This is a genomic window from uncultured Xanthomarina sp., from assembly GCF_963971605.1.
Lineage (GTDB): Bacteria > Bacteroidota > Bacteroidia > Flavobacteriales > Flavobacteriaceae > Xanthomarina > Xanthomarina gelatinilytica.
This window is the reverse complement of record NZ_CAXATZ010000005.1, coordinates 1-17,899: the sequence shown is the minus strand read 5'-3', so window position 1 is coordinate 17,899 and position 17,899 is coordinate 1. Positions and strand designations below refer to the sequence as shown.

The window sequence follows — 17,899 nt, the reverse complement described above, 5'->3', positions numbered from 1 at the left end:
AGATAATTAGTTTAAGCAAACTCCCTGCCCGAATACCAAACAAAATAGGAGGCAGGCGGGCCCTTTCTTTACCTTCGTTGTCACTCCGGTAAATTCATTCCCCTTAATTTTTATTCAAACTCCCCGTCTAGACTGCGTCTGTCTACCCATCTTTAACTAAAGAGGGGAGGTTTGTCGGATTAGCTACGCTGATGCTTACAGATTCTTCGCTACGCTCAGAATGACAGGCTTGCTTTAAAATGACAGTGGGAAGGTATTTGTTCTTTTGTCTTGATACAAAAGAACCCAACCTGCCTGCCGGCAGGCAAGTCTTTCATTTAAAGGGGTATGCACCTTGTTACAAATATTTTGATTAATTTAGGATTAAGCATGTATATATAACAATTAAGATTATGGCACAACTAAAAGCATTTTGGGAGTGGTTTTCAGAATACCAGGAGGCTTATTATCATTTAAGGGGTTTTCCAGAGGATGAGCAAGCCTATTATTTTAACGAGCTAGACAGGCAGTTGAAAGTCTATCACCCGAGCCTTACCTATGTGCTCCATTCCCCAAAAGATAGACTTGAGGCTGAATTGATCTTAACGGCCAATGGCGATCCGGATGGGATGCTACTTGCTACCAATTTACGAAACGTGGCACCTACTGTTCCCAATTGGGTCTTTACGGCCCTTATTCAGCCAAAACTCACTGTTGATGATATCAAGAACAAGGATCTTGAACATTACAAATTCATGGAGTTTGATTTGCACCTGTCTCGGGTGCGGTGGTTACCGGTGGATATGAACAGGGAGACCTATAAGTATGAATTTGTTTTTCATTTTATCGGGTTGCCATACGCTAATCCCGAGATTCCCTATGAAAAGTATATAGATTACCTGTATATTATTTTGGTGGATATGTTTGGGGAGCTTTTTGTGAGTCAGCATATTGAGATGGTGTATTACGATCATTTGTACCCCAATGATATGGACTGGTATTCTTTGCACCAATTGCGAGAGTTCTTGGAGGAAGGGTATTTGGATTGAAGGCTTTAGGCTATATGCTTTATGCTTTAGGCTATATGCTATATGCTATATGTTGTATGCTCAAAACTCCAATCCCCAACCTGCCTGTACCGAAGTAAATCATATAACATCCAACAACTAACAACCCACTACTCAAACCTCAACATTCACAACCGACAACCGACACCAGACAACAGATAACCGACAATCCATAATTCTTAATCCATTATACATAATTCTTAATTCATAATTATTATATTAGCCACAACCAAAAAGAATAACACACATTGAGTAAGATAGATGACGATGCCTGGTTATACACCATTTCTTCCAAACGGAAATTAATAGACTTTAATTTTAAGGAGATTTGGCGCTATCGCGATTTGCTCCTGTTGTTTGTCAAGCGCGATGTGGTAACCGTGTACAAGCAAACCATCCTTGGGCCTTTATGGTATTTGATACAGCCTTTGTTTACGGCCCTGACCTTTACACTTATCTTTAACAAGGTAGCCAATATAGAAACCGGGACCGTACCTCCTTTTTTGTTTAACCTGGCTGGGGTATCCGTATGGAATTATTTCAACACCTGTTTGACCACCACTAGTGATACTTTTAAAACCAATGCCGCTATTTTTGGGAAGGTGTATTTTCCAAGGATCATTGTGCCTTTGTCCATAATCATCTCCAACCTGATGAAGTTTGGCATCCAGTTGCTCATTTTTATTGCGTTTTATATCTATTATTATATAAATGGAGCTGCCATACACGTAGATGGCAGTATGGTGTTTTTTCCGGTACTTGTTTTGCTTATGGGCTTGATAGGTTTGGGTTTGGGCATGATTATTTCCAGTATGGTCACCAAATATCGCGACCTCAAGTTTTTGGTGGGTTTTGGGGTGCAGCTGCTCATGTATGTGTCTGCCGTGATGTATCCGTTGGCTTTGATGCGCGAAAAATTACCTAAAATAGCTTGGTTGGTGGAGTATAACCCCTTGGCCTATATGATTGAAACGGCTAGATTTATGTTGTTAGGTACAGGTACTTTTAGTTGGTTTGGGATATTATATACAGTTGGCGTGACTTTAGTGGTCTTGTTATTGGGGATTGTAATATTCAACAGAACAGAGAAGACGTTTATTGATACCGTTTAGTAGTGGAGTAGGATAATGGGATAATAGGATAATGGTATAATAGGGTAATGGGATATTAGGATAATGGGATAATAGTATAATGGGATAATAGGATAATGGGATAATAGGGTAATGGGATAATAGTATAATGGGATAATGGGATAATGGGATAATGGTAAAATAGTATATTAGGATAATAGTATTTTGTATAATTGTAAAGTAGAAGGATGAATGGGACATAAGGAATTAGATGTTTGGAAAGAATCCATGCTATTGGTAAAAATGATTTATGAGGTTACAGAGCATTTTCCTAAATCAGAGAATTTTGGGTTAACCTCACAAATACGTCGTGCAGCAGTGTCCATACCTTCAAATATTGCAGAAGGATCTGGACGAAACGGTTTTAAGGAACTTTATCAATTTGTTGGTATTGCCATGGGGTCGGCAAGTGAATTGGAAACACAATTGCTTATAGCCCAAGATTTAAATTATATGACATCAGATTTTAAACCAATAGAAGAACAACTTTTAAAAGTTAGAAAACTATTAACAGGATATAAAAACTATATAAAAACAAAACGATAAATCTTTAGATGTGTATTCGTGTAGTAGAGGAGTTATGTAGTAGAGGAGTCGTGTAGTAGAGGAGTCGTGTAGTAGAGGAGTCGTGTAGTAGAGTAGTCGTGTAGTAGAGGAGTCGCGTAGTAAAGGAGTTGTGTAGTAGAATTTTAAGTAGCTTATAAAAACCAAATTTTGAAAGAAAAAACACATACCATTACACCATTACACCACTACACCATTAAACCATTAAACCATTACACCATTACACCATTACACCATTACACCACTACACCATTACACCATTACACCACTACACCATTACACCATTAAACCATTAAACCATTAAACCAATGACTATCCTAAAAGCCGAAAACATTAGCAAACAATACCGACTGGGCTTGGTAGGGACCGGGACGCTTAGTCACGATTTGAATAGATGGTGGGCTGGCATTCGAGGGAAAGAGGATCCGTATTTAAAAGTGGGTTCTGTAAACGACCGAAGCACCAAAGCCGATAGCGACTATGTTTGGGCCTTAAAAGACATCAATTTTGAGGTGCAGCAAGGCGAGGTCTTGGGCATCATCGGTAAAAACGGCGCTGGCAAGAGTACCTTGTTAAAAATCCTGTCCCGTGTGACCATTCCCACTACGGGCGAGATAAAAACCAAAGGGCGTATTGCCTCTTTGTTGGAAGTGGGCACGGGGTTTCATCCCGAGTTGACCGGCCGTGAGAATATTTATTTGAATGGGGCCATTTTAGGCATGAGCAAAGCCGAAATTAAAAGCAAGGAAGCCGAGATTATCGACTTTTCGGGCTGCGAACGCTATGTGGATACCCCTGTAAAACGTTACAGTTCCGGGATGCGTGTGCGTTTGGCCTTTGCTGTGGCCGCTTTTTTGGAGCCGGATATTTTGGTGATAGATGAGGTGCTGGCGGTAGGCGATGCCGAGTTCCAGAAAAAAGCCATAGGCAAGATGCAGGATATTTCTAAGGGAGAAGGGAGAACCGTCTTGTTTGTGAGTCATAATATGGCGGCAGTTGAAAACTTATGTACGAGGCTAATTGTGCTTGAAAATGGATATGTAAGCTACATGGGAGAAGTAGATGAAGGGGTAAATGTTTATTTAAATCAAAGTAAGTCTATTAATAATGACTTAACTATTAAGAATTCAAATTTAATAATAAATGAATTTTACTTGACTGATAAATATGGAAATAAACTTCATGCTTTATCATTAGGGAAAAGCTCGAGTTTAAATTTTGAGTTTAAATTTTTAACTGAAGTTAAAAGTGTTGTTGTTAAAATAGAAGTAAAGGATGTTCGGGATAATGTAGTATTGATTTTGAATAATTTTCATACGAATCAAGTGTTCGATATAAAGAAACCAATAGTTAAATTAGTATGTGAGATTGATAGAGTTCAGCTTTTTCCTGGTATTTATAAACTTAATTTAGAAGTTTTAGATTTCAATAAAAGATTGAATATTTTAAAAGAGGAAAATTTTTATGAATTACATGTTGATAGTGGTGACTTTTATGGATCAGGTATTATACCAAGAGCAAAGCATAATGGTGTGTTTTTAACTAATCACAGCTGGCAAATCTCAAATGATTTTTAATGAGTGTCAACATTGTAATTACATTGATTTATTATATAAATAAATTATTCATTTTAACTTTGATTGCTTATGCAGTTGTATTTAACTATTAATAATATTCAAAATGAAGTTTACATTTAAAAAAGAATATAAAAAATCTAATTACCAAGAGCTAGATAAAGAGTATTTAAAATTTGATAAAAATAAAATTGTAAGAACTAATAATATTAATGATATACCTAACTTATCAGATAGAAGAGGTGGTAAAATCTCATATTCTGAATGGGCTCATGTAATAGGTTTATTTCAATCTTTATTTTATTTTCAGCTTAATAAGCATATCAATAATAGGATATTAGATATAGGAAGTGGAGCAGGTTTACTTTCTATGTCTAGCAGACCTTTTATAAAACCTAATGGGCAATATTTAGGTTTAGATGTAATGAAAAAGGACATAGAGTTCTGTGAAAAACATTATTTTGACCTGAACACTAAATTTAAACATTTTGATATTAATAATCCTAAATATGCTAAAGAACAAAATGAAAACTTAATTCCTTGGGGAGTTGCTGATAGTGATTTTGATTTGGTGACAGCGCTTTCTGTTTGGACTCATTTGAATGAAGAACATGCTGTTTTTTACTTCAAGGAGATTAATCGTGTTCTTAAAAAAGGAGGAAAGGCAATAATTACTTTTTTTTATTTGGATGAAGGTTATAGGAAAACCTTGAATATTAGAGAAAATAAAAAAGGCAGGTTTCATGGAACAAATCAGTTAAGATGGATATTTAGTGAATTTGTGTATGATTCCAAGCATTGGTTTTGTCCCAATTGGGTAGAAGTACCCGAAGATGCAATTGGAATTGATGAATCCGCGTTACAATTATTGCTAAAAGATACCGCTTTAGAGTTAGTTGATTATTATCCTGGTAATTGGAAAGAAGAAGTAGGTTTTTACTTTCAAGACGTTTTAGTATTCCAAAAAAAATAAAAAAATATGTTTCAAAAGAAAGTTTATATTGATTTTAGCTGATTATTTTTTTTCTATTAATTAAATGATTTATGATATCCCATAAGCATAAATGTATTTTTATTCATATTCCTAAATGTGCAGGTTCTTCTATTGAAACAGCATTTGGTATAGATGTAAATAATAATGAAAGAGATGAAGAAAACCTTTTTGGTTGGGATGATACTAACAAACTTTATTTACAACATGCAACGCCTCAAGAGCTAATAGATTTTAAACTTATAACGAAAGAAAAATGGGCTGAATATTATAAGTTTATTGTAGTTAGGAATACATGGGATAAAGTGATGTCTGATTATTTTTGGTTTAAAGAAACGAAAAGTTTTGTTGGGTCTTTTGATGACTATATTAATGCTGAAAATGATTTCATGAAATTTATGAATAAAGGGGAGGAAACATATAGAGGAGACCATTTAACTCCTCAAATTGATTATATGTTTTTAGATGGTAAACCTATACTTTATAATAAGATAATTTATTTTGATAAAAGTAATCTTGATGACAAATTAGAAGAATTAACTAAGGACATGGATCTGCCAAGAAATTTTTTTAAAATAAAGGTACAAGTGGGTAAAAAGTTTAAGAATCATTATTCAAAATTTTATACTAATAAAAACAAGGAGTTGGTTTACATGAATTTTCAAGATGATATAGAATTTTTTAATTTTAAATTTGATGATAAAAGAAGTCAACTAGATCATCTAAAATTACTATTCGGAAAAATTTTATGAGACACAAAAGAGTTTTTTGGATCTTGATAGGGGATAAAAATACCGGTAGTTCAAGAATACATGGTTATAATGTGCATGAAGCCCTGATAAAGAAAGGTATACAATCCAAAATACAATATAATAGTACCAGAGCTCTTACAAGAAAAGAAAAATTAAAATTGCTTTTGTTTTTAAGGAAAGGAGATTTATTGATTCTTCAGAAACGTAAAGAGCTTTCATTAAAAAAATTATTGCGTTATTTAAAATTAAAAGGAGTTAAGATTGCTTTTATAGATTGTGATTTGCCTGTCTGTGATATTACTCTTGTACAATATTTTGACTATATTATATGCCCGTCAAGTAATTTATCAGAATTATATAAAAATAAACACCCAAACAAGCTAGTGACTTATATACCCGATGCTGTTGAGCATTTTTCAAATAAAATACCAAGCAATAATAATAAAGCAATATATTTTGGATGGTTGACTGATAATAGGATGGAACAAGTTAAATCATTAAAAAAACTCTTTAAATCTGTTGATTGGGATCTTGTTATTATGTCTAACAGGCGAGAAGCAGACATCCCATGGTTTAACTGGGAAGATGAGGAACGGTTTCATATTATTGGTCAACATAATGTTAGTTTAATACCAGTTGTAGGTGATGAGGCTTCAAAATATAAATCTGCAAATAGGGTCTTGCAATCTCTTGCTTTAGGAAATATAGTTTTATGTGGTGATATAGAAGCTTATAGGGAAGTTATTGTAAATGGGAAAAATGGTTTTATTTGTTCTACTCCTGATCAATGGTTAAATGCCCTAAAGGAACTATCGAATGAGAATAAAAGGAGCGAAATTATTAAAAAAGGGTTTGAAACTGCTGAAAATTATTCAATGGATAAAATAATTTTAAAGTGGATATCTTTTTTGCAACTTTAGAAATATGTTTAGAAAACATAAAATAAGGGTGCTTTTTGCCATTAGTAATCTAACTTATGGAGGGATTCAGACCCAAGCAATAACTTTAGCTAAGGGCTTACAAAACAAAGGCGCTAAAGTTTATTTTATTTGGGCCACAAAAGCTGAAAAGGAATTTATTGATAAAGAATTATTAGAGAATGATTTTCAAATAATTGATGGTAGATTCATAGAGGATAAATCCTTACAAAAGTACTCGTGGCGATTACACCGTTATTTGCCTTTAATTAGAGCTGTATTATTACTGCGTTTTTATAGAATTAATTATGTACTTCCTTACCAAAATGACCTGTCTTATTTTTTTGGTTCAATACATAAGTATTCTGGTGCTAAAAAAACAATATTTCATATAAGAAATACCGTTATAGAGACTAAGCCTAAACAGAAATGGCAATTAAAACAGGCATTATTAAACAAGCCAGTGATTATTGCGAATTCTAACCATGCAAGGTTGAAGTTTAAACAGATTTATGGTGAATTTTATGATTTAGATATACATACTATACATAACGGTATAGAGGTTAGATCAATTGATGAGAATATTAATTGGAAAGAATATTTTGGTGTTGGGTCAGTTGAATTTGTAGTTTCAGTAATTGCAAACTTTTTTAAAGAAAAAGATTTTATTACTGTTTTTAAAGCCTGGAAAAGCTTTATTGATAAAACAAATTCGAACGCAATGTTGTTAATTGCCGGAGATGAAGGTATTAAGGGGATGAGTAGCTATTACTTAAATCAAGTTGAAGAGTTGGGGTTAAAGGATTCCGTTAGGTTTTTAGGGAGGACACCTTATAACATAGAACTATTAAGTATAACAAGTTGTAATATATTAAGTACTCATAATGAAGGTTTACCCAACAGTGTTATTGAAACCTTGGCTATAGGCGTACCCTTTCTTGGAACCGATGTTGCTGGTATTAAAGAGGTGGTAGGAGATGCCTATCCCATACCGCTTTTTCAAATAGGTGATTACAAGGGGTTGGCAGAAAATTTAATAAAGATTTTTAATAAAGAATATAATTTACAACAGATACGTGATTATTCATTAAAAAGATATGAGCATTTTAAAGTAGAGAAATTAATTGATAATTATTGTAGGATATTAGAAATTTAATTTTTTATATTGTTTAATGTTCATTTTTACTATAACTCAGTATTTTAGTAAGGTAAACTCTTTTTATGCAAAAGCAACCCTTAGTTTCCATCATTATTCCTACTTACAATCGGGCGCACTTAATTGGCGAAACCTTAGACAGCGTGTTGGCACAAACCTACCAAAACTGGGAGTGTCTAGTGGTGGATGATGGGAGCACCGATGGAACCGAGGCTATAGTGCAACCCTATGTAAAAAAGGATGTGCGCTTTCACTACCATAAACGACCGGATACGCATTTGTCAGGAGGTAATGGGGCTAGGAATTACGGGTTTGCGTTGAGCAAGGGAGACTATATACAATGGTTTGATGATGATGATGTTATGTTGCCGGGGTTTCTAAAGTCAAAGTTATCTGTTTTTAGTGAAAACATAGATATCGTTATATGCATAGGTTCAAAGGTGGATAAGAATTTAAATAGTCAGGGTGTTTTGAGTGTGGATGATGCCATGTCACTATATAAAGGGTTTGTACTTTGGCGAAACCAGATAATAACCAATTGCGTTATGTTTAAACGGCAGTTTTTAATTGACAAAACTCTTTTTAATCCACAAATATTGAGAGGTCAAGAGAGTGAGTTTTTTTCCAGATTATTTTTTGAATTACCAACAGAGCGTTTTATAATATTACATGAACCTTTATTTTTATACAGGCAGCATGAAACCACAAAGTCAGTCAAAAATGAGGTTTACGTGGCTGATTTAAAAAAGTCTGAGATATATATTGCTATAGAAAACTTAAAACGAAGTCTTATACTTAAAGACAATGACCTCATACAATATTTTTATAGATTGTTAATTCATTTTTTGTTTAGAGCAATAGAGCATAAAGACATTGCAAACGCAAAATATGCCTTAAACTCGTTGGTTAAAATTTTTAAGCCATATAATCTGTGGTTGGTTATGCAACTGCAGTTACTAGGAAACTTTTTTTTGACACAGAAACGTGGTTATTATAAAATAGAGAGGTACTTTAAAGCTTATAAATTATAGAATGTCTAATTTTCCTGTTGTTTCCATAATTATCCCCACCTTTAATAGGTGTAAGTACCTAGGAGTGGCCTTAGATAGTATTCTGGCCCAGACCTTTACGGAATGGGAGTGCCTGGTTGTGGACGACGGTAGTACGGATGCCACTGCTAATGTTATGAAAGACTATTGCTCTAAGGATGACCGAATAAAGTATTATAAAAGAGCTGATACCCACTTAAAAGGTCCCAATGGGTGCAGGAATTATGGGCTCTTGAAAAGTAAAGGTTCCTATGTGGGTTTTTGTGATGACGATGATTTTTGGTTGGATGACAAATTAGAAAAGCAGTTAGCCATATTTAAAGAACACCCAGATGTTGGACTTGTAACAGGCAATATAGAGTATGTAAATAGTGATGGTAAACGTACGGGGCGCGTTATAAAACAAACGGGTAACCATGGGGATGCCTTTGAGAGTTTGTTGTTTAAAAATGGGTTATCTATGATAACTCCTGTATTAAAGCGGGAGGTGTTCGATAAGGTTGGGTTGTTTAATACGGATTTTGTTATTTTTGAAGATTGGGAGTATTGGCGTCGGGTAGCTTATTATTACCCGTTTTATGCCTTGCCAGATGTTTTGGCCTGTGTACGAAAACACGATAGTAATACATCTTTAATTGTAACAGAAGCACCTTTTGAACAGTATGCGAGATATCGTGCCCTTACCAGAGCGCTTTTGAAGTGGGGCAAGCACCGGTTTACCAAAGCCGATAGGATACTTATAAATAAAGTTGAAGCTAAACGGTATGTGCAGTTAATGCATAATCATTGTCCTGGGTTTCGTAGAAAAATAAAGTTGTTTCTTACTATACTAAAGTTTGATTTGATAGAAGGTTTAAGGTTTGGGTATTTATATTTAAAAGGTATTTTATAGGTTTGGTTGGATTGTCATCAAGAAAGGGATATAGATTGCGGGAACTTGATTTTTTGAGAGGCATAGCTATACTATTGGTTTTATGTAGGCACTCAAATATTCATGAATTTATAGTTAATATGGGATGGATTGGTGTTGATTTATTTTTTGTGTTGAGTGGGTTTTTAGTTTCTAGTTTGTTGTTTAAAGAATACATATTAACAGGTTCTTTAGATGCGAAGCGCTTTCTTATAAGGCGCGGGTTTAAAATTTATCCGCTTTATTATCTAACTTTAGTTTTGTATTTGCTTTTTTTAAGAAACCAAGCTTTTGTTCCCTTGTTAGGAGACTTTTTCTTTTTTCAAAATTATATGTCAGGTTGGGGTTATTTGTATTCTGCTAGTTGGTCATTGGCTGTTGAGGAGCATTTTTATTTTGGTTTGGTATGTATGCTTCTTTTTATAGGTTATAAAACATCATGGTTGAAATTAGAATTGAATAGTAAAAAAAGCGTTGATAGTTTCGTGATTTTAATCATTGCTTTTTTAATTGGTAGTTTGGTTTTAAGGTTTACCAGTAATTTTTATTTTTTTTTTCTTCGCAAACCGCCCGAAACTTTACTATGACACATTTGAGGATAGACTCGCTAATGGCGGGGGTTTTAATTGCTTATTTATATATTTATAAGAAGAAGCGTTTAGTTACTTTTTTTGATAAAAACGACACTAAACTATTACTATTTTCTGTGTTGTGTATAGCTTGGGCTCCTTTTATAGATCCATTGCCATCCTTTTTTGTTAAAACAGTTGACTTTAGTTTAGTGTATTTTGTTTTTTCTATTGTTTTATTATTTTTTTTGTTAAACAAATCAGTAAATAATAAGCTGAACTATATGTTTAGTAAAAGAGTGGCAAATTTGATTAGTAAGATAGGTTTTTGTTCTTATTCGATTTATATTACACACACACTGATAATAAAGGGGATTCAATATCTTTCTAAAAAGACGGATTATAGTTTTCAGCCCTATTTGAGTTTTATTTTAGTGTTGATAATTAGTGTCCTGGTAGACTTTTTTATGACTTATAAAATAGAAGGTTGGTTTTTGACGATAAGAGATAAGTATTATCCAAGTAAATCAATAAAAACCAATTTAAAAGTAATTAACTCGTTTTCATTTTAATATATTTGAAACTACAAGAGAAACAATTTTACACAGTTTTCAGATTTTTTTTTTGACAGGCATTTAAATATGATGAATTTATTGACCGTAGTTAGTACATATAGGGTTGAAGGGGTTAAAGCCTTTATAAAATTGAAATTGGGACGGATTCCCTACATGAAGTTTAAGGATGAGAACAGCATCATTATATATATGCCAAAGTATAAACAACCCATATACTTAAGGCGGGATACTTCAGATCATTCAACCTTTAGACAAATATTTGATGCTAAAGAATATGCAATTGACTATCCGTTTTTACCAAAAGTCATTATAGATGCAGGAGCTAATGTAGGCTTGGCTGCTGTATATTTTTCACAGCGATATCCACAGGCTAAAGTTTATTCGATAGAGCCTGAGGCTTCAAACATTGAAATTTTAAAAAAAAATATAAAAGCTTATAAGCATGTTGAATGTTTGCCAATGGCAATACATCATACTTCAGATGAAACATTGGAGATTATTGATGAAGGTATTGGAAAATGGGGGTTTGTTACAAAATTGGCTACAGAAACAACTAATAGGGAAAAAGTAGTTTCTACAGTAAAAACAATTGCTTTACAGACTCTTATGGGGACCTGTGATATAGCTGTTATTGATATTTTAAAAGTAGATATTGAAGGAGCGGAAATGGCACTTTTTGAAAAAAACTATGAGTGCTGGCTACCTAAAACACGTTGTTTGATTATTGAATTGCACGATAGGTTTTATCCTGGTTGTGAAGAGCGTGTTTTTAATGTGATGCATAACTATAATTTCTCATTTTATAAAAAAGGAGAAAATTGGGTATTTTTTAATATAGATTTAAATTCTTAAAATGATTGAAGTCCACCCTAAGGTTACCGTGTTAATGCCTGTTTATAATTGCTCTCAATATGTTGGAGATACTATAACGAGTATTTTGGGTCAGACCTTTGCAGATTTTGAGTTTTTAATAATAGATGATGCATCTACAGATGATACCGTAGCAGTTATAAAATCTTTTAAAGATGAAAGAATATGTTTGATAGAAAAACCCAAAAACACAGGTTATACTAATAGTTTGAATTATGGTTTAACCATTGCTAAAGGGGTTTATATAGCAAGGATGGATGGTGATGATATTAGTTTGCCTGAACGGTTTGCAAAACAAGTATCGTATATGGACGCTCATCTTGAAGTTGTTGCATGCGGAACAACATATAGCATTATGGGCAGTGGGCAGATTAAAAAAGTTCCTATTCACCATGGTGATATTAAAGTTCAATTATTGAAAAAAACATGTTTTGGACATCCTACCGTGATGATGCGTAAAGCTATATTTGATAGGTTTGAAATTAGATATAACCCAAGTACAGAACCGGCAGAGGATTATGATTTATGGGTGCGTTTATTGGCTTATGGAGAGTTTTATAATTTACCCGAAGTACTGTTGCTATACAGGGTTCACGATTCTCAAGTATCTGTAAAAAAAGCAAAACAAAAGTTTGAAAATTATTACAAAATAAAAAGAAGTATTTTAAATTATTTAGATGTTTCGTTAACAAATGAAGAAGAAACTACGCTTGATCGAATTATATTCAGACAAGTGATTGCATATAATGAGTTCGAAGTTTTTAAATCCATTAAAGAAAAACTGCTTTTTGCAAACCAAAAAGGGGTTTTTAAGGCTTCTGGATTTTATAATTACATTAATGAGATGACGCATTTATTGTGTAAAGATTATTTTTTGCATAGAAAGGCTTATTTCCCTAAACTGATACCCCATTATGTAGCTATTAATCGTTCTTTTGGTTTTAGGCTTTCTCCTTTAGATACCATAAAATTAATTGTAAAGTCACTTATTTCTTATTCAAAATAATTACATATAATGAGGAAGCTAATAAAACGTTTTGTTCCAGATCTTTTAGTAGATTTTGTAAACGCCAAGAGAAGAGCTAAATTATTTAAGAACCAGCCAATAAAGGAGGTTTTTACAAGTTATAAAGAAACCAGATTTTGGAACAGTTCAGAAAGTTTGTCAGGGGATGGGTCTGAACTGTCTGTTACTATTGCATTAAGAAAGGAATTGGAGCAAGTATTGGAACAGTTTAAAGTTAAAACTATGCTAGATATTCCTTGTGGGGATTTTAATTGGATGCAAGCAGTTGATTTAAACAATGTTCAATATATAGGGGCTGATATTGTAGCTTCATTGATTTTAGATAATTCAAAGAAATATGCTACTGAACGAGTTTCATTTGTAGAGTTAGATTTGACATCAAGTAGTATACCTAAGGTAGATTTAATATTCTGTCGTGATTGTTTGGTTCATTTATCTTATAAAGATATATATCGAGCCCTTCGTAATATTAAGTGTAGTGGTAGTTCGTATTTATTGTCAACTTCTTTTATAGAGACTTCCAGAAATAAAGACATTGTAACAGGGGAATGGCGCAAACTGAATTTAGAAAGCTCTCCTTTTAATTTAGGCACTCCACTTGAAGTAATTGATGAGAAATATACGCTAAAAGGAGAAAGATATACTGATAAGTCTATGTGTCTTTGGCGCATTGAAGATATTAAATTACCTTTAAAACTTAAGGTTTATTCATGGTTTATATAATTTTATTTATTTGAAAAAAATCAAGACCATACAGCTTTTTGAAAACTATAACGAATCGTATCAGCCTTATATCCCTCCTGTGCTTGATGCATTAAAAGCATCATTAATGGAAGTCTTAATTTATGCTTTTAAAGGAGGAGCCAGTACAGGGATTACTATTTTACCAAGTTATACTAAACGTAGAATATTACAATGGCTTTATAACATCAGGTATTCCAATCAATCTCGTTTGGATTATGTTTCGATTATGGCCATGCGTAAACAAGTAGATATTTTGCATTTACAACAATCTTATTTGTTTCCGAAAATTATAAGCCTTTTGTCACTGCCATCGAAAAAGCGCCCTAAGGTTATTATTACGCTACGTGGTGGCGATACCTATGTTAAGCCCTGGTATTCTGAGAAATGGTTTGATTTTTATACTCAATACGGAAATATGGTAGATGCTTTTATTGTTATGAGTGAACATCAAAAAGAATATTTAAACAGAAAATGGCAAATTGATAAACAACGGATCCATGTAATTCCTATTTCTTTTGGACATGCATTCGATGCTTCAGTAAAACAAGTGGATACAAAGGTTATGCGTATTGTTTCTGCTTTTAGAATGTGTTGGGAAAAAAACATAGCTGGTAACTTGTTAGCTGTTAAAATTTTAAAAGATCGCGGCATTCATGTTCAGTATCATTTGTATGGCGATGGTGCTGATTCCGGACAGGCTTATTACCTCATAGATAAGTATAATTTACAGGATTGTGTTGCCTACCATGGCAGGTTAGACAACAGCGAATTAAAAGCACAGTTAAAACGATATGATTTCTATTTACAGTTGAGTTATTCAGAATCTTTAGGCATGTCAGTTATAGAGGCTCAATCCCAAGGAATACCAGCTATTGTTTCCAATAGTGATGGCTTGCCTGAAGTGGTTGTGCATAACCAAACTGGATTTTGTGTAGCGCCGCATGACTCTGAAGCCGCGGCTACTCATCTTTTGCAGTTATGGCAGAATCCTGATTTATATAAGCAATTTAGTCAAGAAGCCATTGCATTTAGTCACCAACATTTTTCTGTGGAAACCGAAGTAGAAGCCTTGCGAAGACTTTACAAATCCTTAATACCTTAAATTGCTATGTGCGGATTTCTAGGCGAATTTACCTTTCAACATAACTCCTTAACGGAGTCGGCATCTTTTGAAGCGCTTTTAGACTTGTCCCAACATCGTGGGCCTGATGCTTCCTGTACCACACGAGGTTCTGGTTTCCAGTTGGGATTTAATCGGTTGGCTATTTTAGATGTTTCGGCACAGGGGAATCAGCCGAAGGAAAGTCCGAGTGGGCGTTATCAGGTGGTGTTTAATGGTGAGCTTTATAACTATCAAGATCTTGCTGAAACCTATGCACTAACTGATTTACATTCTACTTCGGACACAGAGGTCCTGATTCATTTATTAGATGTATTAGGCGTAGCAGCTACTATATCGTTACTGAATGGGATGTTTGCCATTGTCATTATTGATACGGAAATAGACTGTTTGTATCTGACCCGTGATTTTGCAGGTATTAAGCCTTTGTTTTATGGGGTGGCAAATGAAGGTGTTGTTATGGCATCGCAATTTGATCAAATTTACAAGCATGATTGGTTTTGTAAAAGCTTGGATTTGAGACCAGAGATTGTAAAAGAGTATTTTGGTTTTGGGTATATGCAGGCTCCAAATACCATTTACAAAAGAATTTTTCAGGTTAATCCGGGTGAGTTGCTACAGATTGACAGGAAGGGAGATACCACTAAGAAAGCTCTAGTTACATTTACAAAAACACAAGAACTAGAGCTAATAGAAACGGAACTATCAAGCCTTTTGCAAACCACAGTTTCTAAACAATTAGTGAGCGATGTACCCATTGCCACATTTTTAAGTGGTGGGATTGATAGCCCATTAATTAGTGCTTATGCCAAAAAAAACATTTCTGAGATAGAGGCTTTTACATTAGAGGTTGCTAATCCTCAATTAAATGAAAGTGCCATGGCAAAAGCCTATGCAGATTATTTGGAGATTAAACAACATATTGTATCAGTTAAAGAATCTGATTTATTATTAGAAATAGATAGTCATTTTAAAGCTTTTTCAGAGCCTTTTGGGGATTATTCTAGTATTCCTACCTATGTGATTTCAAAAGAAGCCAAACAGAAACACACCGTGATGTTATCTGGTGATGGTGGTGACGAGCTGTTTTTTGGTTATCCTAGGATGTTGGATGTGTTGCAAAAACGTTGGTGGTTTAAATTACCTTTTTACTTACGAAAGCCGTTGGCACAGCTAACCAATAAAATAGGATTGACAAAAACCTGGGCTCCTTATTTTAAAAGTTTGGATGCTTTTATTGAAAACAAGCATTTGCATTTGCCGCCTGTTGTTTTGGATAAAGTCTTTCCAAACACGTCGTTTTCCAGTGCTATGAAAAACCTATACACATTTTCAAGTTTGAACAAAGACGTGTTGTTGCATCAGCTACGATGGAATGAATTTTATGCCCACCTGCAACGAGTGCTAATAAAAGTAGATCGGACCAGTATGGCCCATAGTTTGGAAGTTCGTGTACCTTTTTTGGATAAAGAAAATATTGGTTGGGCGTGGTCACAAAAAGGAAGGCTTAACTCCAAACAGGAGTTGAAAAAAGAGTTGAAAGACTTATTGGCCAAAGAAGTACCAGAAACCATCATAAACCAAAAGAAAATGGGGTTTACCGTTCCCTTAAAGACGTGGTTACACACCGAGTTGCAATCAGATGTGAGGCATGTGGTTTTTGAGCGCCCATTTTACGGTGAAGCGGTTATGGATGTGTCTGTTTTGCAGGCTTATGTTCAGGATTTTTATGATAATAAACATGATAATGCTTGGGGCGTCTGGCATATTTATGCTTGGCAAAAATGGTGGTTGGAGCATGGGGTGACAGGTGAAAAGTTAAAAGTGAATCGTGAACAGTGAAAAATTTAAAATTAGTCAAAATCCATAATTCATGAAGTTAATTTGGTTGTTATTACAAAAAAAATCCCCACTGATACTACTAGTTGCCACCGTCTTTTTGTTATATTAGCTTGCTATGACTATAACGACCATAAACACCCCCATATTACCAACCAAGCAGGTCTTTGCAAAAAAGCCAAATACCCTACATGAGCTAGATTTTGAAGCTATTTGTGTATTTGTGGCTACAGGTTTTTTTATGGGTGCCGATACCTTTTGGAAAGATACCCTATGCCTGCTGCCAGGACATGACCATGAACTGGATGCAGCCGGTTACTTAATACAAAGTACCCCCAATTTTACCTGGCACCATACACCTCAAGAGCTATCGTTTGAACAGAGTTTGGAAGCGTATATAGACTTATTGACCACCATCACTAAGGAACAGGTAGGGGATGAACCAGTTATTTTACCTTTGTCTGGGGGTTTGGACAGTAGAAGTCAGGCCCTGGTTTTAAAGGATTTGCCCAACCAGGTTCATGCCTTTAGTTATTCGTTTGAAGGGGGGTATCCTGAGCATCTCATCAGTACACAGATAGCTAAGGTCTGTGGTTTTGCTTTTGATGGTTTTCACATCCCAAAAGGGTATTTATGGGATAGAATAGAGGAGCTAGCAGCAATAAATGGTTGTTATTCGGAGTTTACACATCCTAGACAAATGGCTGTTTTACCCCAGTTAAAAAAGATGAAAGGGGTTTTCTCTTTAGGGCATTGGGGCGATGTTTTTTTTGACAGGGGGGCACCGGAAGGCAGCACCGAAGCAGATATGGTTCCCTTGCTTTTTAAAAAGATGGTAAAGCCTAAAGGTCTAGAGCTTGCCGAAAAATTATGGCAGCACTGGAGTTTAGAAGGCGACTTTAAAAGCTATTTGATATCCCGGATTGAAAGGGATTTGGCTGATATTAAAATTGATAATGTAAGTGCCAAAGTACGCGCTTATAAAACCAGCCAGTGGGCGCACCGGTGGACGACAACCAACTTAAGTGTGTTTGAAGCCGAGCATCCTATAACACTACCGTATTAC

General features: G+C 34.5%; 18 protein-coding genes. All 18 read left to right on the top strand.

What is annotated here, in order from left to right:
- The first annotated feature begins 392 nt into the window (after positions 1 to 392).
- Positions 393 to 1,028 carry a hypothetical protein gene (locus AACY93_RS03210; protein ID WP_286854385.1) on the top strand — a complete coding sequence of 212 codons (636 nt, stop codon included), beginning with the start codon at positions 393 to 395 and terminating at the stop codon, positions 1,026 to 1,028.
- A gap of 266 nt (positions 1,029 to 1,294) precedes the next feature.
- On the top strand, positions 1,295 to 2,158 hold the full coding sequence (locus AACY93_RS03205) for an ABC transporter permease (protein ID WP_286854383.1): 864 nt from the start codon (positions 1,295 to 1,297) through the stop codon (positions 2,156 to 2,158).
- Between the two features lie 210 nt (positions 2,159 to 2,368).
- Positions 2,369 to 2,722: a four helix bundle protein gene (locus tag AACY93_RS03200; protein WP_286854381.1), complete on the top strand. Its 354-nt coding sequence runs from the start codon at positions 2,369 to 2,371 to the stop codon at positions 2,720 to 2,722.
- 168 nt (positions 2,723 to 2,890) lie between these two features.
- Positions 2,891 to 3,028 (top strand): hypothetical protein, encoded by a 138-nt coding sequence (locus AACY93_RS03195; protein WP_286854379.1) that lies wholly within the window; start codon positions 2,891 to 2,893, stop codon positions 3,026 to 3,028.
- 20 nt (positions 3,029 to 3,048) lie between these two features.
- A complete protein-coding gene (locus AACY93_RS03190) occupies positions 3,049 to 4,317 on the top strand; it encodes an ABC transporter ATP-binding protein (RefSeq protein WP_286854378.1) in 1,269 nt (422 codons plus the stop codon).
- Between the two features lie 103 nt (positions 4,318 to 4,420).
- Positions 4,421 to 5,287 carry a class I SAM-dependent methyltransferase gene (locus tag AACY93_RS03185; RefSeq protein ID WP_286854377.1) on the top strand — a complete coding sequence of 289 codons (867 nt, stop codon included), beginning with the start codon at positions 4,421 to 4,423 and terminating at the stop codon, positions 5,285 to 5,287.
- A gap of 71 nt (positions 5,288 to 5,358) precedes the next feature.
- A complete protein-coding gene (locus tag AACY93_RS03180) occupies positions 5,359 to 6,057 on the top strand; it encodes a sulfotransferase family 2 domain-containing protein (protein ID WP_286854376.1) in 699 nt (232 codons plus the stop codon).
- On the top strand, positions 6,054 to 6,977 hold the full coding sequence (locus AACY93_RS03175) for a glycosyltransferase (protein ID WP_286854374.1): 924 nt from the start codon (positions 6,054 to 6,056) through the stop codon (positions 6,975 to 6,977). The genes AACY93_RS03180 and AACY93_RS03175 overlap by 4 nt, the downstream gene beginning before the upstream one ends.
- A gap of 4 nt (positions 6,978 to 6,981) precedes the next feature.
- The gene (locus AACY93_RS03170; protein ID WP_286854373.1) at positions 6,982 to 8,130 is read left to right on the top strand and encodes a glycosyltransferase family 4 protein; all 1,149 of its coding nucleotides are present in this window, start codon (positions 6,982 to 6,984) and stop codon (positions 8,128 to 8,130) included.
- 65 nt (positions 8,131 to 8,195) lie between these two features.
- Entirely contained in the window at positions 8,196 to 9,161 is a 966-nt protein-coding gene (locus tag AACY93_RS03165) for a glycosyltransferase family A protein (RefSeq protein ID WP_286854372.1), read from the top strand.
- 1 nt (position 9,162) lies between these two features.
- On the top strand, positions 9,163 to 10,071 hold the full coding sequence (locus tag AACY93_RS03160) for a glycosyltransferase (RefSeq protein WP_286854371.1): 909 nt from the start codon (positions 9,163 to 9,165) through the stop codon (positions 10,069 to 10,071).
- A gap of 2 nt (positions 10,072 to 10,073) precedes the next feature.
- Positions 10,074 to 10,676: an acyltransferase family protein gene (locus AACY93_RS03155; protein ID WP_286854370.1), complete on the top strand. Its 603-nt coding sequence runs from the start codon at positions 10,074 to 10,076 to the stop codon at positions 10,674 to 10,676.
- A gap of 623 nt (positions 10,677 to 11,299) precedes the next feature.
- On the top strand, positions 11,300 to 12,085 hold the full coding sequence (locus AACY93_RS03150) for an FkbM family methyltransferase (protein ID WP_286854369.1): 786 nt from the start codon (positions 11,300 to 11,302) through the stop codon (positions 12,083 to 12,085).
- 1 nt (position 12,086) lies between these two features.
- Positions 12,087 to 13,109: a glycosyltransferase gene (locus tag AACY93_RS03145; protein ID WP_286854368.1), complete on the top strand. Its 1,023-nt coding sequence runs from the start codon at positions 12,087 to 12,089 to the stop codon at positions 13,107 to 13,109.
- Positions 13,110 to 13,118: 9 nt separating this feature from the next.
- Positions 13,119 to 13,853 (top strand): class I SAM-dependent methyltransferase, encoded by a 735-nt coding sequence (locus AACY93_RS03140; RefSeq protein ID WP_286854367.1) that lies wholly within the window; start codon positions 13,119 to 13,121, stop codon positions 13,851 to 13,853.
- Between the two features lie 10 nt (positions 13,854 to 13,863).
- Positions 13,864 to 14,976 (top strand): glycosyltransferase family 4 protein, encoded by a 1,113-nt coding sequence (locus AACY93_RS03135; RefSeq protein WP_286854366.1) that lies wholly within the window; start codon positions 13,864 to 13,866, stop codon positions 14,974 to 14,976.
- Between the two features lie 6 nt (positions 14,977 to 14,982).
- Complete coding sequence (gene asnB / locus AACY93_RS03130) at positions 14,983 to 16,836, top strand: asparagine synthase (glutamine-hydrolyzing) (protein WP_286854365.1); 1,854 nt, start codon at positions 14,983 to 14,985, stop codon at positions 16,834 to 16,836.
- A gap of 115 nt (positions 16,837 to 16,951) precedes the next feature.
- Positions 16,952 to 17,899: asparagine synthase-related protein (locus AACY93_RS03125; protein ID WP_339611125.1), on the top strand; the 948-nt coding region annotated here is incomplete at its 3' end.

Bases quoted from the DNA above. Each gene is read 5' to 3' on its own strand.
- AACY93_RS03210 (WP_286854385.1), top strand. From the start codon at position 393: ATGGCACAACTAAAAGCATTTTGGGAGTGGTTTTCAGAATACCAGGAG.
- AACY93_RS03200 (WP_286854381.1), top strand. From the start codon at position 2,369: ATGGGACATAAGGAATTAGATGTTTGGAAAGAATCCATGCTATTGGTA.
- AACY93_RS03190 (WP_286854378.1), top strand. From the start codon at position 3,049: ATGACTATCCTAAAAGCCGAAAACATTAGCAAACAATACCGACTGGGC.
- AACY93_RS03185 (WP_286854377.1), top strand. From the start codon at position 4,421: ATGAAGTTTACATTTAAAAAAGAATATAAAAAATCTAATTACCAAGAG.
- AACY93_RS03180 (WP_286854376.1), top strand. From the start codon at position 5,359: ATGATATCCCATAAGCATAAATGTATTTTTATTCATATTCCTAAATGT.
- AACY93_RS03175 (WP_286854374.1), top strand. From the start codon at position 6,054: ATGAGACACAAAAGAGTTTTTTGGATCTTGATAGGGGATAAAAATACC.
- AACY93_RS03170 (WP_286854373.1), top strand. From the start codon at position 6,982: ATGTTTAGAAAACATAAAATAAGGGTGCTTTTTGCCATTAGTAATCTA.
- AACY93_RS03165 (WP_286854372.1), top strand. From the start codon at position 8,196: ATGCAAAAGCAACCCTTAGTTTCCATCATTATTCCTACTTACAATCGG.
- AACY93_RS03160 (WP_286854371.1), top strand. From the start codon at position 9,163: ATGTCTAATTTTCCTGTTGTTTCCATAATTATCCCCACCTTTAATAGG.
- AACY93_RS03150 (WP_286854369.1), top strand. From the start codon at position 11,300: ATGATGAATTTATTGACCGTAGTTAGTACATATAGGGTTGAAGGGGTT.
- AACY93_RS03145 (WP_286854368.1), top strand. From the start codon at position 12,087: ATGATTGAAGTCCACCCTAAGGTTACCGTGTTAATGCCTGTTTATAAT.
- AACY93_RS03140 (WP_286854367.1), top strand. From the start codon at position 13,119: ATGAGGAAGCTAATAAAACGTTTTGTTCCAGATCTTTTAGTAGATTTT.
- asnB (WP_286854365.1), top strand. From the start codon at position 14,983: ATGTGCGGATTTCTAGGCGAATTTACCTTTCAACATAACTCCTTAACG.